This window comes from Paenibacillus sp. FSL W8-0426, assembly GCF_037969725.1.
Taxonomy (GTDB): domain Bacteria; phylum Bacillota; class Bacilli; order Paenibacillales; family Paenibacillaceae; genus Paenibacillus; species Paenibacillus hubeiensis.
This window is the reverse complement of record NZ_CP150203.1, coordinates 376,300-401,178: the sequence shown is the minus strand read 5'-3', so window position 1 is coordinate 401,178 and position 24,879 is coordinate 376,300. Positions and strand designations below refer to the sequence as shown.

Here is a 24,879-nt window from a genome sequence, read left to right as displayed (position 1 = left end):
AATCATGAGAGTTTGAACTCTCAAAACTGAGCAACGAGTGAGTCACTAGCCGACCTGGCTAGATTTTAAATTTGAATGTCTTCATCGCAGAAGACGATTCTCCATAGAAAGGAGGTGATCCAGCCGCACCTTCCGATACGGCTACCTTGTTACGACTTCACCCCAATCATCTACCCCACCTTCGGCGGCTGGCTCCTTGCGGTTACCCCACCGACTTCGGGTGTTGTAAACTCTCGTGGTGTGACGGGCGGTGTGTACAAGACCCGGGAACGTATTCACCGCGGCATGCTGATCCGCGATTACTAGCAATTCCGACTTCATGCAGGCGAGTTGCAGCCTGCAATCCGAACTGAGACCGGCTTTTTAGGATTAGCTCCACCTCGCGGCTTCGCGGCCCGTTGTACCGGCCATTGTAGTACGTGTGTAGCCCAGGTCATAAGGGGCATGATGATTTGACGTCATCCCCACCTTCCTCCGGTTTGTCACCGGCAGTCACCTTAGAGTGCCCACCCGAAGTGCTGGCAACTAAGATCAAGGGTTGCGCTCGTTGCGGGACTTAACCCAACATCTCACGACACGAGCTGACGACAACCATGCACCACCTGTCTCCTCTGTCCCGAAGGAAAGGTGTATCTCTACACCGGTCAGAGGGATGTCAAGACCTGGTAAGGTTCTTCGCGTTGCTTCGAATTAAACCACATACTCCACTGCTTGTGCGGGTCCCCGTCAATTCCTTTGAGTTTCAGTCTTGCGACCGTACTCCCCAGGCGGAATGCTTAATGTGTTAACTTCGGCACCAAGGGTATCGAAACCCCTAACACCTAGCATTCATCGTTTACGGCGTGGACTACCAGGGTATCTAATCCTGTTTGCTCCCCACGCTTTCGCGCCTCAGCGTCAGTTACAGCCCAGAGAGTCGCCTTCGCCACTGGTGTTCCTCCACATCTCTACGCATTTCACCGCTACACGTGGAATTCCACTCTCCTCTTCTGCACTCAAGTCATCCAGTTTCCAGTGCGATCCGGGGTTGAGCCCCGGGATTAAACACCAGACTTAAATGACCGCCTGCGCGCGCTTTACGCCCAATAATTCCGGACAACGCTTGCCCCCTACGTATTACCGCGGCTGCTGGCACGTAGTTAGCCGGGGCTTTCTTCTCAGGTACCGTCACTCCTTGAGCAGTTACTCTCAAGGACGTTCTTCCCTGGCAACAGAGCTTTACGATCCGAAAACCTTCATCACTCACGCGGCATTGCTCCGTCAGGCTTTCGCCCATTGCGGAAGATTCCCTACTGCTGCCTCCCGTAGGAGTCTGGGCCGTGTCTCAGTCCCAGTGTGGCCGATCACCCTCTCAGGTCGGCTACGCATCGTCGCCTTGGTGAGCCGTTACCTCACCAACTAGCTAATGCGCCGCAGGCCCATCCTCAAGTGACAGATTGCTCCGTCTTTCCAGTTCTCTTCAGGCGAAGAAAACAAGTATTCGGTATTAGCTACCGTTTCCGGTAGTTGTCCCAAGCTTGAGGGCAGGTTGCCTACGTGTTACTCACCCGTCCGCCGCTAAGCATCAAGGAAGCAAGCTTCCTATCAACTCCGCTCGACTTGCATGTATTAGGCATGCCGCCAGCGTTCGTCCTGAGCCAGGATCAAACTCTCCAATAAAGATGAATTTCGGTCACGAGGTTAATCGTGATGAAAATCATCTGAGGTATTGAAAAGAGCGATTAGCTCATTTTGAATCTGACGAGATAAAATATCTCAATATTGCTCCGGTTTTCATACAGTCATACGACATGTACCAAAAACCCTCGCATTACTCACTCGTTGTTCAGTTTTCAAAGATCAAACTTCGTTTTCGTTACTAAGTTGTTGTCCTTAGCAACTCTTATATCTTATCACATCCGAACCAAATTTGCAAGCATTTTTTTAAGTTTCTTTTTTCGAAGCTTATTTGCTTTGCTTGCCGCACCATGTTTCTCGGTGTTTTCTTGGCCGGAATTAGAATATACCACGCTGATAGAATAATTGCAATACTTAAATAATCTTTTTTACCTGTCATTTTCTAACAACGATTTAAAATAGACCATGTATGCTCTATCTTTTCTTGTCGATACTAGATAATATTCAACACCTCCCCCACTATATTTAAGGAGATGCTGCCTATGAAACTCGTTTTTTTACTATTAATCGTCATCGTTCCTATTTTGATGTTTTGGCTAGCTCGCCGAATCGCATTCCTGGAACGCTTATTTCACGTTCTCGCTCTGTTATCCTTCTATAGTATGGCTGCAGTCATTGCCGGAGACGTGTATGCTACCAATGCCCACAACACTACCTTTACGACTGATATTCATCATTTATTGCTAGATGCGTGGTTTCTCTTTCCCGCAGCCTATCTCGGCGTCTATGCCCCTTACCTCATCTGGATGTGCCTACGTTTAACCGGCTCACAAAGATAATGGATGATCTCCTCAAAAAAATGCATCCATTTTTGCTGATCGCCATTGCTTTTTATAACCGTTCATTGCATAATAGACATATATTTTGATAATGATTATCATTATTATAGTCGTTCTGTTACTTATTAACTATGCATATGATTTCTGAACACATAGATAAAGGGGTACGAATATCGAATGAATACCGACATGCAAAAAGCCACGCTGCAGCTTGATGATTATCTCGACCTTCTGAATCTGGCAATCCAGCTTGGGGATACGAGATGGCAAAAAGAAATCACCCGCAAGCTTGCCTACAAGTATCCTGCCGATCAATGCAAACCCATGAGATAGTTTTACTCTTGCATACCTACCCATGAACGGTTCTTTACCCGAATCGATTCATGGGTTATTTTTATATCATTATATGTAAGAAAGGAGATTGACATGAAACTTGAAACCGAACGTTTGGTCATCCGCGATATGCTCCAGTCCGATTGGGAACATGTGCATTCGTATTCATCCTTGCCCGAAGTTGCCAAATATGCTTCTTGGGGACCGAACACGGAAGAGGACACCCATCAATACATCCATCATGTTCTAACTCAGCAGCAGCAATCACCAAGGAATGCATACGAGCTCGCCGTTTGTATAAAAGATCAGGATCTGATGATCGGCTCGGTGGCCATTTTTATCGAGAAAACAAATGCCGAGCTGGGTTACGTGCTTCACCCTGAGCATCACGGAAAAGGGTACGCTACCGAAGCCGCTATGGCTCTTCTCGATTATGGATTCAATACACTGGGCGTTCACCGTGTTTTCGCTACCTGCCGCCCAGCCAACAGAGCGTCCGAGCAGGTTATGAAGAGAATCGGCATGCAGCGCGAAGGCCTGCTTCGGGAACATTGGCATTTCAAAGGCGCCTATCATGATTCTTTGCTGTATTCGATTCTCGCCAGTGAGTATGGTCGAAGCCCTGTCGAATAAAACCAATCCAGAAAAGGGCTGACACCCGCTCAAGCGAATATCAGCCCTCCTCCAATTTATCCGATGCGACCCCAATCGCCATCAAAACAAAGCAGATACATCCAATCTATTTCCTGTTACAAGCGACACATCTCTTCCGGACAGCTCGGAAACGTCGGGCATCCGCACATGCTGCGCAGAGCTCCAAGATCGCGGATCATTAACTTTCCGTCCTGCGTATCCAGCGTCCCCTGCTCCTTCCATGCACCAAGCATACGTGTGACGCTTTCCCGCGTAGCGCCGATCATTTCGGCCAACTCGGTATGGTTCAGTTTCATGTCCAGCACAATTCCCTCCGGCGTAAATCGACCATACGAGTTGCTGGCACGGATCAGTGTCGAAGCAAGCGCACCCGCCTTGCCGTACAAGAGCAGGTCGCGAAAACGCGACTGGGTGATTCGTTGCGAAAGTGCCATCCATTGCAAAAACTTCAGCGCGAGATCGCCATGTTTGCTAAGAACGCCTTCCAGGTCGCCGAGCGAAATGATCGCCAATTCCCCTTTTTCCGTCATTTCCGCGCTATAGCTATGCGTTTGACCACCGATGCCGCCGAATTCCCCGATCAAATCACCTTTCTGCTGGATCGACAAAATGATTTCTTTCCCGTCTTCCGTCGATTTGGTCATTTTCACCCGGCCTGAGCGGAGGTAGTACAGATATCCGGCTTCATCACCTTCCAGAAAGAGGCTATAACCGGCCTTAACCCGTTTGGATTGCATTTTCGCCTCAATCCACGACCACTGCTCGGCTGTAACAAACGAAAGTATCCCACCTGTCTCCCGCACCATTTTGTTCCCCTCCGTTGGTTCCTGTCCCGTAGCTCGGGTTCCTCTTTCCACGAATACCGTACTCATGACTGTTCCTCCTCGTGTTTCCTTATGATTCCATCATACCGCGAAAATACAGGATTGGTTATCAGGGGATTACCTGAACCTCTGCGATAAATTCCCTGAATTTGCTGTGAGAAATGTCACATCGGTTAATGGTCCGCATTGGCAAGGGTGTCTGCATCTTCGCGTAGAATGCGGCTTCTCTGTCTTTTCAATGCCATAATCGGTAAATACGCAGATTTAAATAGGGGTTTTCCCTGAATTACAAGGCCTTCCGAATTGCCTACAATATATAGTAAGGAACCATCGAAGGTAGCATTTCAAAAAGGAAGTGTCTTCTCATGCATGATGAGTTTTCATTCGACATTCAGGAGATCGTCGATCATTTGCGCGAGCATACATCCAGCGACTTCTGTGGATTGGCTTGCTTGTCCGGAGCAATGCTTCATTGGAAGTTCACGTCGGGCGCAAGCAATGAACGCGTGAAGCGGATGCACATGCGGCCAGGCCAGGATCTCGTGGGCACGGCGCTTCGGACCGGACGTACCGCCATATCCGATGGACGGACTTCAGGCGACCGTCTTCCCGGGCGCTGCCCATTGATGCTTGCCGAGCGGCTGGTCAGCGCGGTCGTCGTACCTATTTTTGAGAAGAGCAGCGTCCCGGATGCCGTCATTCTTCTCGGAAACAGACAGCCCTGCAGCTTTTCGCCGGATGTTATTCAACTGACCGAGCAGGCAAGCAGGGAATTGCAAACGCTAATGTATGCCTGAAGACGTCGGTTGCCAACCAAGCCTCGTTATCCCGCTAAGGGATAACGAGGCTTTTTAGATGAAAGATTCGAAGAATCAAACTCTGGGTACCTCGCTTTTTTGGTATGATAAGGACAGCAATATGCAAAGGAACAGGAGGAATTGATGTGATTCGTTTGTTGGTCGTAGACGACCACGTTGTTGTACGCTCAGGTCTGATCGCGCTGCTTGACGGAAAAAATGACATACGCATCGTTGGCGATGCAGCAGACGGTGACGAAGCCATCTCAAAGGCTCAGGAATTGAAACCCGACGTGGTGTTGATGGATTTCAGCATGCCGCCGGGCAAAGATGGATTGACGGCAACCGCCGAGCTGAAAAAAATTATGCCGGATCTGTCCATTCTAATACTGACCATGCATGATGACGAAGAATATCTGTTCCGTGCCATCCATGCCGGAGCATCCGGATACATACTCAAAAGCGCTCCGCACGAGGAGCTGTTAGCTGCTATACGCTCGGTTGCAGAAGGAAGCGCCTATCTGTATCCAAGCGCAACCAAACGGCTGATGAGCGAATACCTCGATAAAGCCAAGCAGGAGAACGCCGGGCCGTACGACACGCTGTCCGAACGGGAGAAAGAGATTTTGTCGTGGATCGCCAAAGGTTACGCCAACAAGGAGATTGCCGAGCATCTGGTGATCAGCGTCAAAACGGTCGAAACGCACAAAAGCAATTTAATGGAGAAACTCGGATTGCGCACCAGGCCGGAACTCGTCAAATTTGCAATGAAAAAGGGGCTGTTGAACTTTGAGTAGTGCGCGTCCAAACCGACTCAGCAATCTGGCCGATCAACCGGTTCGCGAGCTGCTTGAAGTGATCGACAACCACATTGCCGATCCTGAATTCCGCAGCAGGCTGAAGGGTTCCCTGCATCAACTCAGCGACTTGAAGTTTGCGTTGGATGAATCGTCCATCGTGGCACTGACAAACAGCCGGGGTAAAATCCAGTACGTTAACGACAAGTTCTGCGAGATTTCGCAGTATCGGCGGGAAGAGCTGATCGGCCAGGATCACCGGATCATTAATTCCGGTTATCACGGCAAACTTTTCATGAAAAATCTGTGGGAAACGATCTCTTCCGGGCAGGTATGGAATGGCGAAATACGCAACCGGGCCAAGGACGGCAGCTATTATTGGGTAAACACAACCATCGTGCCTTTTCTGGACAACGAAGGAAAGCCTTATCAATATCTCGCAGTGCGCAGCGAGGTCACCAAACTGAAAACGGTGGAAGCTGAACTGCAGCAAATGATGACCCAGGTCATGAACATTCAAGAGGAAGAACGGCTCCGCATTTCGAGGGAACTGCATGACGGCATCGGCCAAAGCCTGTTCTCCCTCGTCATCCAAATGGATCGACTGCTGGCCGACCAGCCTCATCCAGGCGTGGAAGCGTTGAGAAAACAGGTTACCGGCATCATGGAAGACGTCCGCGGCATGGCCTGGGAACTGCGGCCCTCCGTGCTCGATGATCTCGGCGTCGTTCCTGCAATCCGGACTTATGTTGAAAATTACACCCGCCATTATGGCATTAACGTTCAATTGGATTGCAATTTGCGCGGTCGGCTGGATACGAGCCGCGAAATAGCGATGTACCGCATTATCCAGGAGGCATTGACCAATATCGCGAAATACGCGGATGTCTCGGAAGCGGCAGTTAGCGTGGAGGATACTGCAGAGGCCATCGTCGCTACCATTGCCGACCACGGCGCAGGGTTCAGCGCATCGACGGCCGGCAACGGCGTCGGACTGTTCAGCATGGAGGAACGGGCACGCGGAGCAGGAGGCACATTAAAGGTGACTTCCGATCCGGGGGAAGGTACCACCGTAACCCTTTATCTCCCCAAAAAGACGGAATAGAGCATGTTCTTCTAACGGAATGAGCTGCTTGCGGCATGGAACCGCAGGCGGTTTTTTTACTTTGGTATAGGTTACAAATTGCAAACCGGAATTCGGAATAAATTCACATTTTCAATAAATGAATTGACTGGCATTACGATTCGTCAGTAAAATATGGATGCTGCATGCAAAATGTCTTTCCATTTGTTGATTTTCAAATATAACGCAACAAAATGACAGAGAAAGAAGGATCGTTGATGACTAACAAGCGCTCTTCGGAAGGAAGAGAAATTCCGCTCATGCACAACCTGGATGCCATGGATCGAAAAATACTGGCCGCCCTCCATCAGAACAGCCGGATTTCGTATACGGACCTGGGGCAACAAATCGGTTTGTCGCGCGTAGCCGTCCAAGCCCGCATTAATGCTTTATCCGAAAAAGGCATCATCGAACGCTTTACTGTCGTGATCAATCCCGTCAAGGTCGGAATGCAGGTCTCGGCTTTTTTCAATGTAGACGTAGAGCCTCCGTTTCTCGACGAAGTCGCCGAAAAGCTTGATGAAGAGCCGGCGGTGACCAGCCTGTATCATATGACCGGGCCCAGCACGCTGCATATGCATGGCATTTTCGCCGACATGGAAGAGATGGAGCAGTTTTTGCTGGAGAAGCTGTATAAGATGCCTGGCATCGTCAAAGTAGAATCCCAATTGCTTCTGAAGCGTTACAAAAGCCGAATGGGCATGAGACTGTAGGAGGATAACAGCATGAGTTGGAAGGTTTACAGCGGTCTCATCGCAGGCATGGTTAGGACCGGCATTCTTGGTTACGGCGGGGGGCCATCGGTTATTCCGTTAATTCGTTATGAAGCGGTCGTCAGATACAAATGGGTTAGCGACGACGAATTCGGCGAGATTCTGGCCATTGCGAATGCCCTCCCCGGACCGATCGCCACGAAGATGGCTGCTTATCTGGGATATAAAAAACAAGGCGTCTTAGGCGCTATCGTCTCCGTGTTGGCACATATTCTGCCTACGAGCATCGCTATCATCGCCCTGCTCGGCTCCATGTATGCCCTGCGTGAATCCAAAGTGGTCGCCGGCATGGTTGCGGCGGTTCGCCCGGTCATTTTCGTCATGCTCGGCATGATGGCCTATGAATTTGCCAAAAAGGCATGGTCAGGCCTTGGCAAAATATTCGCCATCCTGTTCGGCGTCATTGCCTTCGTGCTGCTGCAGCTGCTCGACATTCATCCAGGCATCGTTGTTGCGGTATTTCTCGGGTATGGCGTCTTCCATCTGGATCTCGTTCAGCGCTACAAAGCAAAGCGCAGCTCCGACAAGGAGGTGTCCTAACCGATGATTCAGACTTGGTGGGAATTGTTTTGGGGATTTTTCGTGGCCAACGTGCTCGGTTACGGGGGCGGCCCGGCTTCCATCCCTTTGATGCAGGAAGAGGTCGTCAACCATTACGGCTGGATGACCAGCGAACAGTTCGGTGACGTGCTCGCCATCGGCAATGCGCTCCCCGGTCCGATCGCTACCAAAATCGCCGCCTTTGTCGGCTATCAGGTGGCAGGCTGGTTCGGCGCAATCATTGCCAGCTTTGCCACGATCGTGCCGTCGGCAGCCGCTTTGATTTTGCTGCTCAGACTGCTCAACAAATACCGGACCTCGCCTAAAGTAAAAGGCATGACCTTGCTCGTGCAGCCAGTCATTGCCGTACTTATGATCCTGCTCACCTGGGAGTTCGGGCAAGTATCCGCGAATTCGATCGGCATCTGGCAAACGTTAATCATTTCAGGCATTTCGCTATGGGTCATGACCAAAACCAAGCTGCATCCCGCCATTCTCATCGTTATTGCTTTTGCATACGGCGCCTTGGTTTTGTCCCATACGATGTAGTTATAAGTTGCTGCATACGTTCCAATGCAAAAAGGGGTACCCGCCTAATGCGAGTACCCTTTTTCTTTATCTTTTCTAGTCGGTGCATGTGAATGCGGGTAATGCTCGCATTACTTCGCCTCTACAATAACCGTCACTTTGGTTTTTTTGCCGGCAAAGCTCACGGTAATCGTCGCTTTCCCTTTGCCGTTTGCTTGAATGACGCCATCCTTCACGGTTGCGGCGGCAATCTTGGAAGACGTCCATAGGGCCGGCTTGGATACGTCGGCTTCCGATCCGTCCGCATAAGTTGCGGTAGCTACTACCGTCACTTTGTCGCCCGGTTTCATCGTAAGCGTTACTTTATCGGTTTGCAAATACTTGAGCGTATCTACGTCAACGGCGACGCTCACCGATTTGCTGCCGTATTTGGCGGTTACTTTCGCTTTGCCGTAACCGACGGCCTTTACCTTGCCTTTGCTTACTTGAGCAACCTTGTAACTATTTGTCTTCCAGTCGGCTTTGTCGGTTACATCCCGCTCGGTGCCATCGCCCAGGATTGCGGTCACGGTGATCTCTCCCGAATCTCCGGATTTCATGGACAATGCCGGAACGGAAGCCACGAGGCGGGTAATCACGTCCACTTCTACTTGAATCGTCACTTTTTGTGAGCCGTATTCAGCCGTGATGTTCGCTTTACCGCTCGCGTTAGCCGTAATAACGCCTTTCTTGACGTCAGCAACGCGGGAGTTGCTCGATTTCCAAGTGGCTTCCGTCGTTACCACCTGCGTCAATCCATTCTCGTCCGTTGCCGTCAACACGATTTGCTGGGTTTCTTTGGCGGACATCACCACATAGTTCAAATCTGCTTCAAGTCCGCTGGCCATGCCAACTTCAACCGGCAGCGTAAGGGATTTTCCGCCGATTTTGGCGGTGATGGTTGCTTTACCTACTGCAACACCGGTAACGACACCTTTGCTGTCGACCTCAGCGATTTTCTCGCTGCTGCTGCTCCACTCCGCCTCCTCGGACACGTCCTTGGACGTTTCGCCGTAGACGGCAAGTACTTTGGCGTTAAATTTGCCGCCAACGGAAACGGAAGCCTTTTTCTGTTCCATTTGATACTTGTCCGGAACGTCCACATTCACGGTGAATTTGGATGTTTTGCCGCCGTATGCCACGGTAATTGTTGCCGTACCGGATTTGTAAGCGATCAAGTCGCCTTCGGAAACGTAAACTACGTCCGCATCGCTGGATGTCCAGGTTGCTTTTTTAGTCACGTCCTCTGTGCTGCCATCGATATATTCCGCTTTGGCTTCAAGCGTCTTGGTTTTGGTGGAATCCCCGAGACTCATCGTCAATTTTTCTTCTACGCCTTTAATGTCGAGATATCGTGCCGTATCCACGTCTACGGCGATTTCCACCGATTTATCCCCGTATTTTGCTTTAATTGTAGTCGATCCTGCACCCACCGCCGTAATTTTGCCTTGGTACACGGTGGCTACTTTCTCGTTGCTGGAAGTCCACTCGGCTTGAGTGGTCACGTCTACATCCGCACTGTTTGGATACGAAGCGGTCAGAGTCATGCTTGCCGTTTTATTGGTATCGGCCAGGCGGAAGAAAATGCTTTGTTTCTCCACGCTGATCTTGCTTGTCAGGTCTACGTCTACATCGATCGTTACCGATTTGGTACCATAGCTTGCCGTAATTTTCGCAGAACCGGCAGCATAACCGGTGATTTTGCCTTGAATGGCGTCAGCCACTTTCTCATTGCTGGATGTCCACTCGGCCAGCGTCGTAACGTCTTTGGTGGAACCGTCCGGATAGGTCGCTGTCAGTTTGACATCTTCACTTTTGTCCAACAGCAAGCTGATTTTCTTTTTGTCCACATCGACACGTTTAACAACCTCGACGTTGACATCCACGGTGACGCTTTGTTTACCGACTTTACCCGTAATTACTGCCGTACCGGCGCTTTGTCCGGTAACTTTGCCGTTGACGACCGTAGCAACCTTCTCGTTGTCGGAAGACCATTCCGCAATTTTGGAAGCTTCGGTATCTGTCGAGTTGTCGCTGTACGTTGCCGTCAGGGCGATCTCTTTGGTGTCGCCGGTCCGCAAATCAAGGGTCTGCACGTTCTTGGACAGTGCTTTGACCTTTTTCGTGACATGCACGGTCAACGTTTGGCTTTTACCTTGATACGTAGCCGTAATTGTAGCTTCTCCTTCTTTTTTGGCTGTAATCGTCCCGCTATACACGGAAGCAATAGCATCCGAATTACTGCTCCAATCGGAGCCGAGCGTTACGCTTGCCGACGAATTATCGCTATATACACCCGTCACCGTCACTGAACCGGAGTCACCCACTTCAAGAGACAGCTCATTCTTGGATAAGACGATTTTGGACAACTCTTTGTCTGCCGCAGCGACCATGCCTACGTTGGAAATACTCAAAATCATTACCAGCATCAACACCATGTACTTGGTCCATCTTGGCTTAAACATCATTTCCCCCCTGAATGCGATCATTTTTTTCCATATCTTTAATGTCGGCATGAACTTTCCAGATGTTTAGACTTTCGGTGGATTTTTAGGAAAACAACACGAAAAGCAGCCGTCTTCTTAAGGGAACCGCATGTATGCCCAGCATGCCTGTGATCCGCGCATATCTGATCCGGAAATACCGCAAGTTTGGCCCAAGCGAAAGAGCCGTCCCGAAAGACAGCTCTCCCTACAGAACATATAAACAGGCCATGCGACATGGGATGCCTCGCTCGCTCCTGACGGTTGCATATATTCGCCCCTTCGGCTGAACAACCATGAAGCTGAAGCCCTGGGATTCAGAACCATCCTTCCCGCCCGCGCAGCTTCGCCAGCGTTTCCATATAGAAGTAGTCGCCATAGATAATCGGCACGTTCAGGCCGCGCCGTTCAGGGTAATGCACGGTTCCCTGCAGGATCAGCCCCTCCTCCGCGGACGAGGCCCCGGAGCTGTAGCGCTCGTATAAGCCGCGCGCGATGCGCTCTCCGGCTGCGGCATATCCCTCGCCTCGCGGCGACAGCTTCGCCAGCTCCAACAGTCCGCTGGCAGCGATGGCCGCAGCGGACGAGTCCCACGCCACCTGATGCTCGGCAGGTGCGCGAAAGTCCCATGGCGGCACGATGTCTTCCCCGAGCATGGCGAGGAAGACATCGGCCGCGCGCTCCGCTGTCTCCAGATAGCGGGCTTCGCCCGTGTACCGGAAAGACAGCGCAAACCCATACAGCGCCCAAGCGTTGCCGCGCGCCCAGGCGGAACCCGGAGCATGGCCCTGCCCGCCATGCTCCCGTACCTTCTGCCCCGTGGTCGGATCGAATTCCACCACGTGGCAGATGGACCCGTCGCCGCGGACGAATTCGCGCGCGACGGTATCGGCATGCGCTTCGGCCAGCCAGCGGAAGCGCGGGTCGCTGCTCTCCTCGGATGCCCAGTAGAGCAGCGGCAGGTTCATCATGCTGTCGATAATCGCCACGCCGCGCGTATCCATGGCCGCCGAATCGAAATTCCAGGCACGGATGAACTGTCCCCGCACATGGAAGCGGGCGGCGAGCAGGTTGGCCGCAAGCAGCCCGCGCCTCCGTCCGTCCGCGTTTCCGGTTTGGCGGTAATGGGCAACGCCGCTAAGCAGCCAGACGAAGCCAAGGTCGTGATCCACCAGATCCGGATCACGCAAACAGACCTCCAGCTGTTCTTCGCAACTCAACGCGATCCGGTACAATGAATCGGCTTCCTGAGCCGTCCCCGCTTCCCTCTGCACAAGCCACAACAGTCCCGGCCAGAACCCTGCCGTCCACCACTCCGGCGCGTTCTGGTCATATTCCCCCTGAATCGAGGTATGCGGGAACGTATCCTTGATCCGCTGCGCGTTTCTGACGGTTTTAAGCACTCCCTGCTGCCATGCCTCTTCTGCCCAATTCGTTTCTTCTGCCATAGCTGCCATTGTAATACTCCCCCTTTATCTTTTCTTTACGTGCCACCACTCGACAACATCACCAAGCCGCTCATTAAGCACCTGCATCCCCCTGTAAAGAGAAGCACCCCATCATGCCTTCCCTGTCGACGCGCCCAGTTCCACCGTAAACGTCAACGTGCGGCTCCCCGGCACTTCCATTCTGGCGAATCGCAGAAGGCCATTCCGCGAGGCCACCGTGCCGTCCTGAACATGCACTCGCCCGATGCTGTCCACCAATTTCGATTCTGCATAGGCCCCGCGGAATTCGGTACGCACACGATTGGCGGAACAAGTGATCTCTGCCTGCTGCTCACCGTCGCCGAACATGAGCGGAATGACAGCACCCGCCGCCTGAATCTGCCCCTCGAACTCGTAGGTGATCTGCAGCAGTCCCTGCTGCTGCAAGACATGCATACGCAGTTCTTGCAATCCTTGCAGCGGGCCATGCCACTCCAGCGTGAATGAATTACGGCAAAAATGTTCCCGAGCCTGCTCGCCATGGAATGCTTCCGATTCCACCTCCAGCTTGACCGAGCCTCCACCGAGTGCCGGATCGATGCCTGCATCCCTGTCGTATTCCGCGCCGGACGAAATTCCCTCTGCCAGCGTATGCCACTGTCCGTCAGGCGTCTGCCAAGCCGGACAGTAACTTAACGGCAGCGTCTCCCCTTCGCCGAACTCGGTGAATCCCGCATTCCCATGTCCAGCCGCTGCGGGACCGATGCCTCCAGGCAACCCCTGTTGATGAATGCGAACCAGGCCCGGCACCGTGTAGGGATCATTTAGCGCGGTATGCAGGATGATCTGCTGACCCGGCACCGAAGCGGAAATCGTCTCGAACCAGCCGTCCATCTGGAGCACGCGTGCGCCAACCTCGGAAGGGATCGGCCGCTCCTTCAGCCCGTCCCCCGGATCACATAGGTATGCATTGGCTAATGCCGCCACCGTCCACAAGTTATAGCAGGTATGATTCGTATATACCTCATATCCGTGTCGTTTCTCCGGAGGGTAGAAATTTCGAACGATATGCAAGCGTCCGTCTTCCATGCTCCAGCGGGCCACGGCATCGAAGCACAAGTTGGCGGCGCGGGCAAAAATGCCGGCCATTCCGCGATCCCTGGCCTTCAATGCAGCCGAAGCCTGGCTCGCAAACACGGACGCGGCAGCCGCTTCGTTCCACTGATGCTGTGAACTGCGTCCCCGCGGGGGAATCTCTCCGAGCGGCGAGAGCGTAAGCAGCGAGGAAAAGGCACCGTGCCGCAGACATTCGGCAAGTGCAGGGGCGCACTCCCCCTCATATCCGGCATCAATCATGATGCCCAGATGGTAACGCGTAGCGATGTCATAGGCGAGCGGGCAATTCGGACGATCGAGCGGGCCGTCCTGATAAAGGCCGAGCGCCGTGAACCGCGTCAGATGATACGCGCTTAAATAACGGTCCATCCATTCGGTCCCTTCCCCGGCCAGTCCTTCCTTCCAACGCAGAACCTCGCCCGAAATCATGATGGCATTCCAATTGATCATACGGTTCGGATTGTTCATTTTGCTCATCGTAAATACATAGTCCCGTTCCGGCTCAATCTGTCTTAACATCCCGGCCCAAACCTCCGCTTGCTCAGGCAAGAAGGGTTTGAGCAGCATATAAGCGCGCATCATCAAGACTGGAAAAAAATCCGGATGGGAATCCGGAGCTTCCCCTTGCACGACGGCCGATATGCTTCGCGTGAGGGCGGCCGACGCTGAGGGCAGCAGATCCGCATGGCCTTCCTTAACCAACACGGCCGCCGCCATCGCATAAGCTGGGGTTGAGTAATACCGCTCCCTGCCTGAGTATGGGTCTTCGATCGCCCCATTTTCCTGTTGATAAACCCTGTACGCACGCACAATTTGTTCAATGAGCGCCAATTTCCGCTTGCGACTCCATCCGGTCGGTTCAATCCCATCCGCCTGCGCCGACAATGCCCGAAACTCCTCCAGCTCCCGCTTCCAAGGATAAGAAGTCCCGGCTGTATACGTTAACAAGAGACAGACCTCCTTAAGATCGGATTTTCCCTTTTGCTGTCACAACTCGCACAACCCCATCGCTATCCTTTGCCGCCTTCACCTCGTGGGGATACGACAAATCTCATCTTGCATTCGGTGACCGGCGAGCCGGGGCCAGCTCCTTGCCCGGATTCCGGCATCGACCCCGCCCGGCTCAAAGACAATGCCGTTCGATACAATCTCAACGGGCGGTGATCATGATCCACGGCATCCAATACCTCAACCTTTGCATCCCAACAAGCAGCGTCGTAATGCAAGGTCACGGCAGCGCGTCGGCCCGCCCATCGAATCCGTCCACGCTCCGATACCGGCTCGAATCTGCTAATCAGGTGTTCAACCACGAAAGGAAGCGCCTGACGTTTCCCGCCAGTGTTCTCATCGATTGCGTTCTTCCATACGAATCGATCTTCCACAACCAATTCCGCATCCTCGCTTCCTCTTGGACCGTTCCACTTCAAATGACGGAAGCAGGCTGCAAGGTTATTCGCTTCCCCGTAGGCCGACGTTAGGTCGAAGGCGATCTCCGCCCTTCCCGGCGAAGTTACATCCGCCGCCAGCGTATGCGCGGCTGCATTCCGTCCCGACACCTGATAGGTGCCTTCGATGACCGGAACGCTGTGCCCCTGAGAGCCGATCTGCATGATCGATTCGCGTCCCGGCGAAAAATAAGCTTTGGTGTACTCTCCCGAACCCGGATCGCAGAGAATCGTTTCTCCGCCTGCATGCAGAAGAAAGTGCCCCAGATCATTATGGTTATGAGGCTCATCATTGTGCCCGCCCTTGACCGAAAAAGCAGCTGTCCAACTTGCGCCATTCTCTGCCTGCACCGTCCCTCGGGAAATCGTCCATGACAAGTTTTCCAAATGGACCGTTGTCGCCTGGTTCGCAGGTTGGCCTTCTGCCGCAAACCAAACCGGATCGCTCCACAGCACGTTGCGCATGGCATGTGCCCAGCGGCGGCAAGGATCGCCCGTCAGCAGCGGCAGCTCAAAAGGGAGACTTGCCGGCTTGCCGGTATGGGAAGCCCAATAGGACAACAAGCCTGACGGGAGCACCTCCCGTTCCCGGCTATCCGAATAGTTGACGAAGATACCCTCCGATAAATGAATATGGCGAGGATAAGCTGCAATGGCTTCGATTTTCGGACCGGACAGCAGATCAAGTTCTCCCCCGCTGAACAAATGAAGCATGTCGGCATAATACGTATAAAATCCGAAACCGTACCCCCAATAGCCGATGCCTTCCGCACATCCGCCATCCATGCCGTAGCCGCTCAGAAAAGCCTCCATGGAACCAAGCGTTTTCCGGACTGCCGCTGCAAGCAGCTCCTCGTCTTCCACAAGCAGCAATGCCGCAATACCGCATCCCCCGCTGCATACCGCCGACCAGTTATGGTCCGCTCTCTCCCAACCGAATGGGGCATTGTCCCGATACAACGGAGCGAATATGCGCCGATCAATCTCCCCGCGTACAAGCCTGCCGACGCGTTCATCCAGCTCATCGCCCAGCATGACGACCATTTCCGCCAGCATTTGGGCCGTTTCAGCGGCGAACAGGTCGATCTGTATCCCCGACCGCGCCTCCTCACCGGCACCGACATGGGCCGGCAAACACCAGGTCAGCTCCTGGCACACGTTCCAGATCAGATCTTCCAGCAAAGCCAGCCTTTCCGGCTCCGGTGAAAATGCAGCCAGCAGACCGGTCGCGACAACTCTCCCCCGCCGTTCGAAATACGCTTGCTCGTATGCCTTGCGCTCACCCGTATCCCTGAATTCGCGATAAAGGGAAAAGCTTAGCTCAGGCATCGCCTCTTCGCGAGCCTTTTGTTCGTACGCCAGCAGGTCTGCGCGAAAATCAGCAAAAGCCGCGCTATGGAGCGTATCAGCCACCCGTTCCCTCCAACTCTGCACGCTCTTCAACGCAGCCGGTCTTGCGGTGCGAAGCGCTTGTTTCATCTGATCCGTCGGCCAAGCGAAGCCTGGATGAACAGTCATCGCCATCCCTCCCCGTTTTATGTAACCGATTTCATTCTAGCCCATCACGTCGCAAAAATGAAGGGGATTTCCGAAACCAGATATTTATTGATAAAACTGCGTAAAATAATCATATTTCCTGCAACTCCTACACAGACGGATCGAATTCGTCCGATGTTTCCCCAACGACACAGGGAGACAATGACACTGGAAATTTTATGGCTGGAATAGGAAAAAAGGTGCAACCTTTTGACCCGCTACCTCGTACATGTCATTGTCGATCAGCATCAGATCGTGCCTTTTTATTCATTTTATAAGGATAGGTGAACAACACTGTATCATGAATTTTTCCGCCAAGCGGCAGACGATCTTGTACAGCGTTCCGGAAGCCGGGTTCGTGTCCGCATCGAACCATGTTTTCCGGATGGACGTCTAGTCGGCGGCAAATACCATGCTGCCAGCCATACGGTTTTTCTTTACGAAGAAGAAATCATAGAGCAATGCAAGCTGCTTTTCGGTTCGCTCGAACCTTTGAGATCCTATATACGCGTCATCCTGGCTCATGAACTGGGGCATGCCGAGGACAACGAGCTGGAGTATCTGTCAGGACTTCTCGACACGTCGTCTGCTCCTGCGGATCGGTTCAGAGTGATGCTGCACATCGAAGAAAACGCGTGGAGATATGCGGAAGCATTGCTCCCGGATATCGATCCGATATTTCTGCGCACCATCGTTGACGAGTCCTTGTTCAGCCATCGCCAAGCTGTGGAGCAGCATATTGCCTGAGTATGGCTTCCGTCGCTTTCATGGATGCCATTTGAAATACCGCCAAATGAACAAGGCCGGATTTCACCCCGTTCGTTCGGGTTGAAGTCCGGCCTTGTTTATTTTTTAGTCAGGGCGGTTCATGTCCTGACCAGGTCTTTAATCGTTTCGATTACGGGCTCGGGCCTGTCCGCCTTTGCGCCCGGCTTCCTCGCGACTCATTTTGCCATCGTCATTGTCCTGGTTGTTTCCGCTCGCACGACCGCCCTCACGGCCGATCTCCTGGTAAAACTCTCTGCCATGGTTGTTGGAAGTCGCTTCTCCGCCTTTACTGCCGATCTCTTGGTAAAACTCGCGATCATGCGAATTGGACGTTGCCTCTCCGCCTTTGCTGCCGATTTCTTGATAAAACTCGCGGTCATGGTTTCTTGAGGTTGCTTCTCCACCCTTACGTCCTGCTTCTTCACGGCTCATTTTTCCGTTTTGATTGTTTTGTGCCATTTGAATTCACTCCTTATCGGGTATTGAATATAATGTGCTACGATTTTTATTTACCCCTCCTATTGTTATTTAAACATTTTATTTCTAAAAATGGTTTTAATAGTTGAAAACAATTAAAAAGCAGAGGGCATGTCATATGCCTCTCTGCTCGCCTGCCTTGCTATTGGATTTTCAACGGACTTTCCTGCACGATCTTCAGCCACTGCCGTGCCATCAGCTCGTGTCCTGCTGCCGTCGGATGAACGCCATCCCAGAGCCAGTATGCGGCGTCCGCCTGCTTCAGAGCAACGTCGAACACCTGCTGCAGCGGCACGAACACGGCCCCGAATTCCTCCGCCAGCCCGGCAACGATTCGCTGGTAAGCGGCCATTTTCCTCTCCCAGACGTCCCATTGTTCCGCTGGCGCGCCCGTGTTCAGGATGAACGGCTCCATCAAAACCAGACCGGTATCCGGCAGCACTTCACGCGTCTCTTCGAGCAGATGGCGATAAGCGCGTTCGAAACGATCCGTAATGCCGCTCGCTTCCCCTTTCATCGTGCGCCAAAGATCGTTCACGCCGATCAAAATGCTGAGGAGCTCCGGCTTCAGGCTGATCGTATCCTCGTTCCAACGTGCGTACAGATCGGAAGCGCGATCCCCGCTAATGCCCCTGTTATAGAAAATCGGCTGCTTGCCTGCCAACTCCATGCCCAGCTTGCTGGAGATGAGGTACGCATAACCGTGGCCCAGAAAATGGTTCGGATCGTCATTGCGCGAGCGGCCTCCATCGGTAATCGAATCTCCCTGAAACAAAATAACGGACGGACTTTTCACCATGATATGTTCTTTCCTTCCTCGCTATGTAAAATGAACTTCGATAACGCCCTGTTTCCATTGTAGACCTTTCCCGTCCAATAGAAAATAGCGTTTTCATATTCATTTGCCGAGGCCGATATCATGGTTCTCCGAAAGTTCCGACGTTCAAACGAATTCCTGTTACTCTCCTTTGACAAAGGGGCCATTACCGTTTCGGTGGATCCTTGGCCACATATCCCCCGCCCTGATACGGCGTCTCGTCCTGCTTATCCGGTTCTCCCCTGCGTTTTGCCTCTTCCCATAGCACCGCAGCGTCATCCTCGGGGCGATATCCGATGCTGTCCGCCAAATCGCTGATATCGTAATAGTTGTCGGCATTGGCCGAGGTTCCGTACAGATTGAAGAATCTCATGGACTCGTCCGCTTCGATGCAGCATGAAGCCAGCTGCACCATGTCTCTGGGCGAAATCCAAATATGCGAAGCTCGCTCGGAATGCGGGTGATTGTCTCCGGAAAAGTTGCCTATACGGATATTGAAGCAGGACAGACCGTATTTGTCGGCATAATACCTGCCGAGCAGCTCAATGTAACATTTGCTGAGCCCATAGAAGCTGTCCGGACGGTACGGGTCATCTGCCTCGATCGCCTCGCCTGTTTTGTAGAAGCCCGTCGCATGATTGGAGCTGGCAAATATAACGCGTTTTACCCCGTTCAGCCGGGCTGCTTCATATAAATGGTAGGCTCCGGTCACGTTAATCGGCAGCACCTTGCCCAAAAAGTCCTCCTCGTCCTTCGCCCACGCAATGTGCAGCACCGTGTGTACACCTTCGGTCAATTCCCGCAAACGCGAGGCATCCGTCACGTCCAGCGCAACGATGCCTGCATCATGATCCGGACGCAGATCAGCCGCCACGATTTCATACCTGTCCAATGCCTGCAACCCATCCAGCAATGCGCGTCCAATAACGCCGGCTGCGCCGGTGATCAACAATTTTCGCCTTGGTAACTCCATCTCTCTCGCTCCCTTCCCTGGTGAAGTCAGACGTTAAACCCAATGATCAGGTACGCCATATGTTTCATTATTAACCGAAGAAAAGAGGGAATTACCCGCAGGCTTAGATGAATGATCGGCATCTGTCCGTCTGCCACATTTTCGCACGCTGCCCCGAGCCGCTTTTCATTGGTTGCGAAGCGCCTGCAACCTGCTCAATGCTGCATTCACCCTAACCAGTAGCGCAAGACCATCATGGCAACAATGCCGACAAGCACCGTTCCGAGCAGGCTGCGCGTCCAGATGGCCACGGCAAACGTAGGGAGCGCTGCCCATAACGCAGCATTTTGCGTAATGGGGACAAGCTGGTTACCCGACATAAACAATTCCTGACCGATGAGTGCCGCCATGACCGCTACGGGCACATACTCCAACCAGCGTAGAAGCCAACCCGGAATCGGTATGCGGCTGAAGAGCATGAGCGGCAGCACACGCGGCAGGAAGGTCAGCAGCGCCGCCCCCATAATGATCCAGAATACGTCCCATCTTATTTCCATCGTTCCATTAGCACCCCCATCGTTGCAGCGATGACCGCCGCCACAATAATGCTCATGCTGCCCAGCGATGCCATGCTTGCCCCAACGACGCAGACTACGGCAATCACCGCCACGCTGATATGCAATCTTCTGTTTTTCCGCTGGGCGAGTTGAAGCACGATCAGGCCGATAAACATGGCAGGCAGCGCAAAATCAAGCCCCAATCTTTCGGGATTAGCAATCCATCTTCCGAAATAGGCGCCTGCCATATTGGCGGCAAACCAATTCAGATAGGCTGTAATGTTCAGACCATGCATCCACCGCTGGCTCAGCGACGTGCGTCCGATGGCCCGCGTCATCGCCACGCCGAACGACTCGTCCGTGAGCAGCGAGCCGATCCACATGTTTTTGAGCGGCGTCAGGTGGCGGAAATACGGCGAGATTGCCGCGCTGAGCAGCAGGTGGCGCAGATTGACGAAAAAGATCGTAAATATGATCGCTGCCGCCGACCCGTTGGAGGCCAGCATGCCCGCCGCGATGAACTGCGCGGAACCGGCATACAGAATAAGGCTAATTAACGCCGTTTCCGCCAGGCTAAGCCCGGCCGTCATTTCAATGACTCCTGCGGCGAAGCCGATGCTCAAATATCCGAGAAGGGTTGGAACGCAATCCTTCACGCCTTGCATGAAGGAGGCCTCGTCCAAAGTTTCAGCACGGTACGTTCCATTAGCGTCCATTCCCGGTACCGTTTTATTCAAGTAATGCAACTCCTTTCCGATGTCTTCATCGAATCAAATTATGATGTAGTCTGCTTAATTCCAGAAATATACCACAAGTTGGCGGTTTCCCGAGAGACAGATTAGCCGTATACAGAACAGATATGATCCATAAGAACTAATCCATAGCAACTTTCATGCAAAGCCATTTAAAATTATGTTGAATAAACTCGAAATATGTCATACTATAGCACCAGAACCATCTGAAAATGCATGTTTTTCCAGATGTAGAAATGACTTGGCCTTACATATGGAGATGATGATCACATTTAGGGGCATGCGGAAATGCCATGCCACCGAGGGGGAAATCGGATGAAACAAGGAACGAAGCACAGGACGGCCAGAGCACTGAAAATGAGAGAAAAACTGATTTTATCGTTTACGCTGGTACTGTTGATCCCAACAGTCAGCCTGGGCATCATCTCCTTCCAAACGGCGGAGGCCAAAGTGGAACAAAAGATGTTCGATAGTGCGATGAGCAGCGTCAAGGTACTCAACCAGACTATTGACCAGATTATCGGCGCAACTCAGAAAAACGTCGATCTGCTGGCAAGTCAGCTGGACCCGGGCAACGTCGGCCCTAAGCAGGGCGATGAGACGGACACGATCCGAACGCTTCTGGATGCATACAAAGAAAGCCACAACGATGCGGAACTTGCCTCAATCGGCACGGACAAGGGCGTTTATGTCAATTCTCCGGTTACCGCGGTCAACAAGGCTGGATACGACCCCCGGGAACGCCCGTGGTATCAAGCCGCCATAGCCAACAAGGACAACCCCACAGTAATCACTCCATACATCTCAAGTATCACGAATAATGTCGTTGCCGCAATAGCCCAAACGACGGAAGACGGTCATGGCGTTGTTTCGGTCAGTCTATCGTTAGAAGGCCTTGCCAAAACCGTGAACGGTACGAAACTTGGAGAAAAGGGTTATTTCTACATCATTGACGATCAAAATAAGATCATCGTGCATCCTACCGAGAAACCCGGTACCGAAGGCACGATGTCACCGTATAAAGATATTTACGAGCAAAAGAACGGAAACATCTCCTACTCCCTGAACGGAAATGCGGAGCATGCCTTCTTTGAAACAAACGCTACGACAGGCTGGACCGTTGTCGGTGTTATCGATGACAGTGAAGTCACGGCATCGGTACGTCCGATTTTGTACACCACCCTGGTTGTTATTGCGATTGCGATCGTTGTAAGCGTCGGCATCATTTTTTGGATCGTGCGATCGGTCACCCGGCCGTTGAACCGTCTGGTCCAGGCCACGAACGAAATCAGCGAAGGCAACTTGGCCATCGAGGTGCCTGTTCAAGGCAACGATGAACTCGGTATGCTTAGCGCCAGCTTTAACAAAATGAGCGAATCCCTCCGCGGAGTCATTCAGGATGTACGGCATACGGCCGAAGAACTAACAGCTTCTTCCGCCCAGCTGGCCGTCAATTCCTCGGAAACGACGAGAGCCACGGAACAAGTCGCCCTGATTACGGAGCAATCCGCCGCCGGCATCGAGAAACAGGCGAGCAGCCTCAAGCATACGGCACAGCAAATGAACGAGCTTGCGCAAGGCGTAGGCCAGGTCACCGGTAGCACGCAGCAAGTGTCTGAAGCGGTCATGCATGCCAGCGAACTTGCCCAACAGGGCAATGCAACCATGCAGAGTGCCGTTGCCGAGATGGGTGCGGTAAGCCTGTTGGTGGACAACATGGCCCAAACCTCGGAACGGCTCGGCCGGCATTCGGCGGCCATTGGCGAGATGGTGTCTGCAATCACCGGCATCGCGGCGCAGACCAATTTGCTCGCCCTGAACGCATCCATCGAAGCTGCGCGGGCAGGAGAACACGGCCGGGGATTCGCGGTCGTCGCCAGCGAAGTCCGCAAATTGGCCGAGCAATCCAGTCAATCCGGCCAACATATCGTCGAACTTGTCGCAGCCATTCAGAAGGAAATCGTGCAAGCGAACGAAGAAGCCCAGAACGGCAAACGCGAGGTAAGCAGCGGCATGCAATCCGTCCGCTTTGCGGATGAAGCGTTCTCTCAGATCCATCAAGCAATCAACAGCGTAAATACACAGCTCGAAAACATCGCAGCCGCTTCCGAGCAAATGTCTGCGAGCACGGCTGAAGTCGTGAATTCGATCGACCACATTCATGGAATTTCTGAACAAAATGCCGATGGCACCGAAAACATTTCGGCAGCAACGGAGGAGCAGGTCGCTTCCATGCAGGAAATCTCCTCTTCGGCCGATTCGCTGGCCCATCTGGCGCATAAGCTGCAAAAGCTGGTTGAGCAGTTCAAGCTGTAAGCCGAATTGCCACGAAATACAAAAGGTCCTAACCGCGATTGCCGGTTAAGACCTTTTGTACGTTTTACCCTTTTGCATGCCCCAGTCAACTATGGTATCCCTTGTCGCCGTAAGGCTCGAGCTGTTCCATCCAACGTTTCAGCAATTTGGCAAGAGCATCCTTGGCATCGAAATACGGGTTATCTTCTTTTTTTAACACCTCGAGTACTTCGATCGTAAATGCCTGCTCGCCGTACTCCTTCCATTCGGCCTGAAGCTGGCGATTGAGGTGTGTACCCATCTGGAGCATGAATTTCTGTCCGTTTATCGTTTTCAGATTCGGCGTGCTGTCTACGAACACCTTCCCGTTACGTTCATTGCGGATACAATATATACCTGCTTCGATTTTGACTTCTTTGGCCTGCTCCTGCAGTTCTTTGCGTCGATTCATTCCTTTTTTCTCTCCTTTCGCTGCACCTTTCGCCGCTTTGACGTTATTTTGTGAACTCTCCCCCAAGTCACGCAGCCAATACTCGCTGCCATCCTGCTTGCGATCCAACAGCGCGTAGTCGACCAGATATCTCCTGATCTCCGCGTAATCGGGGTACACCCGTCCCAACAGTTCATTCACCTGTTTCTCGGTATACGTCCTTCCGGATTCAAAACGCCTCGCGATTTCGCAAAGCACAATGTATTTATGTTTCTGCTGCATGTGAAAGCTGGCCAGCGGACCGTCCGTGCCTTCCGGAAAATATTTGAGAAGCACCTTTTCCCGATCCTGCTCGGAAATGTCGAACAAAGACGCGTCAATCATGCTCATCTTGCGTGTAACGGGCTGCGCCAGCTCAGCAGGCTTTTGGGTATCCTTGCTTCGAAGCAGTTCCATAAGAGCCAAAAAAATTTTGGCCTGCCGTTCCTTTTCCCTCAGCGTAAACCGGTGATTGCGTATGGTCGATGCACTGCCGATCCCGAGGGCCGCTTGCACCTCGGCATCCTTTTTTCCCTCATAAAACTGACCAAGCAGGCCGCGCTGCACGTCGGAAAGTCCGTTGACGCTTTTGTCCAGTTCCAGCAAATACTCAAATACCGACCCATGGACTTTCTCGATGTGCACACGCATATATCGTTCCGATTCATAGAGCACCCCGTCTTCCGGGTAAACAATTCCCGACTCGGTTTGGTAGCCGCAGCACACGCATACAAAAACTTCTCCCTGCTGTCGATATCCCCGCTTAATCTCTTCCAGCGAAGCGGCCTGCAGCAAAGATTCTATATTTTCCATAAAATAACCGCCTAATCGTTTGTCTATTTATAGACATTTTATTGTTTTGTTTATTAATTGTCAAACAAAACTCCAAAAACAAGCTGTATCCCAATTCCAACTCACGCA

At 52.4% G+C, this 24,879-nt stretch carries 22 protein-coding genes and 1 rRNA gene; 11 read left to right on the top strand and 12 right to left on the bottom strand.

Going from position 1 to position 24,879, the window contains the following annotated elements:
- Positions 1–107 precede the first annotated feature (107 nt).
- A 16S ribosomal RNA gene (locus MKY59_RS01860) occupies positions 108–1,659 on the bottom strand.
- A gap of 500 nt (positions 1,660–2,159) precedes the next feature.
- On the opposite strand from MKY59_RS01860, the gene MKY59_RS01855 reads away from it, so the two are divergent.
- From MKY59_RS01855 to MKY59_RS01845, 3 genes are all read left to right on the top strand, one after another.
- Positions 2,160–2,456 (top strand): hypothetical protein, encoded by a 297-nt coding sequence (locus tag MKY59_RS01855; RefSeq protein WP_339275709.1) that lies wholly within the window; start codon positions 2,160–2,162, stop codon positions 2,454–2,456.
- A gap of 177 nt (positions 2,457–2,633) precedes the next feature.
- A complete protein-coding gene (locus MKY59_RS01850) occupies positions 2,634–2,789 on the top strand; it encodes a hypothetical protein (RefSeq protein ID WP_236421535.1) in 156 nt (51 codons plus the stop codon).
- A gap of 93 nt (positions 2,790–2,882) precedes the next feature.
- A complete protein-coding gene (locus tag MKY59_RS01845) occupies positions 2,883–3,422 on the top strand; it encodes a GNAT family protein (RefSeq protein WP_236421536.1) in 540 nt (179 codons plus the stop codon).
- Between the two features lie 116 nt (positions 3,423–3,538).
- Here the strand turns inward: MKY59_RS01845 and MKY59_RS01840 are convergent, their stop codons facing one another.
- Positions 3,539–4,315, bottom strand: a complete 777-nt coding sequence (locus MKY59_RS01840; protein ID WP_236421537.1) for a Crp/Fnr family transcriptional regulator — start codon at positions 4,313–4,315, stop codon at positions 3,539–3,541.
- A gap of 317 nt (positions 4,316–4,632) precedes the next feature.
- Between MKY59_RS01840 and MKY59_RS01835 the strand changes: the two genes are divergently transcribed.
- The 6 genes from MKY59_RS01835 to MKY59_RS01810 all read left to right on the top strand — a co-directional run bounded on the left by MKY59_RS01835 (position 4,633) and on the right by MKY59_RS01810 (position 8,846).
- The gene (locus MKY59_RS01835; protein WP_236421538.1) at positions 4,633–5,064 is read left to right on the top strand and encodes a GAF domain-containing protein; all 432 of its coding nucleotides are present in this window, start codon (positions 4,633–4,635) and stop codon (positions 5,062–5,064) included.
- A 146-nt stretch (positions 5,065–5,210) separates the two neighbouring features.
- Entirely contained in the window at positions 5,211–5,861 is a 651-nt protein-coding gene (locus tag MKY59_RS01830) for a response regulator transcription factor (protein WP_236421539.1), read from the top strand.
- Positions 5,854–6,966, top strand: coding sequence for a PAS domain-containing protein (locus tag MKY59_RS01825; protein WP_236421540.1), 1,113 nt, complete (start codon positions 5,854–5,856; stop codon positions 6,964–6,966). Before MKY59_RS01830 ends, MKY59_RS01825 begins: the two co-directional genes overlap by 8 nt.
- Positions 6,967–7,202: 236 nt before the next feature.
- Positions 7,203–7,697, top strand: coding sequence for an Lrp/AsnC family transcriptional regulator (locus MKY59_RS01820; RefSeq protein WP_236421541.1), 495 nt, complete (start codon positions 7,203–7,205; stop codon positions 7,695–7,697).
- 12 nt (positions 7,698–7,709) lie between these two features.
- A complete protein-coding gene (locus MKY59_RS01815) occupies positions 7,710–8,297 on the top strand; it encodes a chromate transporter (protein WP_339275705.1) in 588 nt (195 codons plus the stop codon).
- Positions 8,298–8,300: 3 nt separating this feature from the next.
- Positions 8,301–8,846, top strand: coding sequence for a chromate transporter (locus MKY59_RS01810; RefSeq protein ID WP_236421543.1), 546 nt, complete (start codon positions 8,301–8,303; stop codon positions 8,844–8,846).
- 110 nt (positions 8,847–8,956) lie between these two features.
- On the opposite strand, the gene MKY59_RS01805 is transcribed toward MKY59_RS01810, so the two are convergent.
- The 4 genes from MKY59_RS01805 to MKY59_RS01790 all read right to left on the bottom strand — a co-directional run bounded on the left by MKY59_RS01805 (position 8,957) and on the right by MKY59_RS01790 (position 16,853).
- The gene (locus tag MKY59_RS01805; RefSeq protein WP_339275703.1) at positions 8,957–11,329 is read right to left on the bottom strand and encodes an Ig-like domain-containing protein; all 2,373 of its coding nucleotides are present in this window, start codon (positions 11,327–11,329) and stop codon (positions 8,957–8,959) included.
- 335 nt (positions 11,330–11,664) lie between these two features.
- On the bottom strand, positions 11,665–12,795 hold the full coding sequence (locus MKY59_RS01800; RefSeq protein ID WP_339278303.1) for a glycosyl hydrolase: 1,131 nt from the start codon (positions 12,793–12,795) through the stop codon (positions 11,665–11,667).
- Positions 12,796–12,906: 111 nt separating this feature from the next.
- On the bottom strand, positions 12,907–14,838 hold the full coding sequence (locus tag MKY59_RS01795; RefSeq protein ID WP_339275702.1) for a glycosyl hydrolase: 1,932 nt from the start codon (positions 14,836–14,838) through the stop codon (positions 12,907–12,909).
- A 62-nt stretch (positions 14,839–14,900) separates the two neighbouring features.
- The gene (locus MKY59_RS01790; protein WP_339275701.1) at positions 14,901–16,853 is read right to left on the bottom strand and encodes a heparinase II/III family protein; all 1,953 of its coding nucleotides are present in this window, start codon (positions 16,851–16,853) and stop codon (positions 14,901–14,903) included.
- Positions 16,854–17,363: 510 nt separating this feature from the next.
- Between MKY59_RS01790 and MKY59_RS01785 the strand changes: the two genes are divergently transcribed.
- Positions 17,364–17,618: a hypothetical protein gene (locus MKY59_RS01785; protein WP_236421437.1), complete on the top strand. Its 255-nt coding sequence runs from the start codon at positions 17,364–17,366 to the stop codon at positions 17,616–17,618.
- A 138-nt stretch (positions 17,619–17,756) separates the two neighbouring features.
- Here the strand turns inward: MKY59_RS01785 and MKY59_RS01780 are convergent, their stop codons facing one another.
- The 5 genes from MKY59_RS01780 to MKY59_RS01760 form a co-directional block, all read right to left on the bottom strand.
- Positions 17,757–18,098 carry a general stress protein gene (locus tag MKY59_RS01780; RefSeq protein ID WP_339275700.1) on the bottom strand — a complete coding sequence of 114 codons (342 nt, stop codon included), beginning with the start codon at positions 18,096–18,098 and terminating at the stop codon, positions 17,757–17,759.
- A gap of 160 nt (positions 18,099–18,258) precedes the next feature.
- Positions 18,259–18,915, bottom strand: coding sequence for an SGNH/GDSL hydrolase family protein (locus tag MKY59_RS01775; protein WP_339275698.1), 657 nt, complete (start codon positions 18,913–18,915; stop codon positions 18,259–18,261).
- A gap of 184 nt (positions 18,916–19,099) precedes the next feature.
- Positions 19,100–19,906: an NAD(P)-dependent oxidoreductase gene (locus MKY59_RS01770; protein WP_339275696.1), complete on the bottom strand. Its 807-nt coding sequence runs from the start codon at positions 19,904–19,906 to the stop codon at positions 19,100–19,102.
- A 206-nt stretch (positions 19,907–20,112) separates the two neighbouring features.
- Positions 20,113–20,442, bottom strand: coding sequence for an AzlD domain-containing protein (locus MKY59_RS01765; protein ID WP_339275695.1), 330 nt, complete (start codon positions 20,440–20,442; stop codon positions 20,113–20,115).
- Complete coding sequence (locus tag MKY59_RS01760; protein WP_236421470.1) at positions 20,433–21,158, bottom strand: AzlC family ABC transporter permease; 726 nt, start codon at positions 21,156–21,158, stop codon at positions 20,433–20,435. The genes MKY59_RS01765 and MKY59_RS01760 overlap by 10 nt, the downstream gene beginning before the upstream one ends.
- Before the next feature lie 351 nt (positions 21,159–21,509).
- Here MKY59_RS01760 and MKY59_RS01755 point away from each other — a divergent pair, with 351 nt between their 5' ends.
- On the top strand, positions 21,510–23,510 hold the full coding sequence (locus MKY59_RS01755; RefSeq protein WP_339275694.1) for a methyl-accepting chemotaxis protein: 2,001 nt from the start codon (positions 21,510–21,512) through the stop codon (positions 23,508–23,510).
- 85 nt (positions 23,511–23,595) lie between these two features.
- Here the strand turns inward: MKY59_RS01755 and MKY59_RS01750 are convergent, their stop codons facing one another.
- Complete coding sequence (locus tag MKY59_RS01750; RefSeq protein ID WP_339275693.1) at positions 23,596–24,771, bottom strand: DUF2087 domain-containing protein; 1,176 nt, start codon at positions 24,769–24,771, stop codon at positions 23,596–23,598.
- Positions 24,772–24,879: the final 108 nt, after the last annotated feature.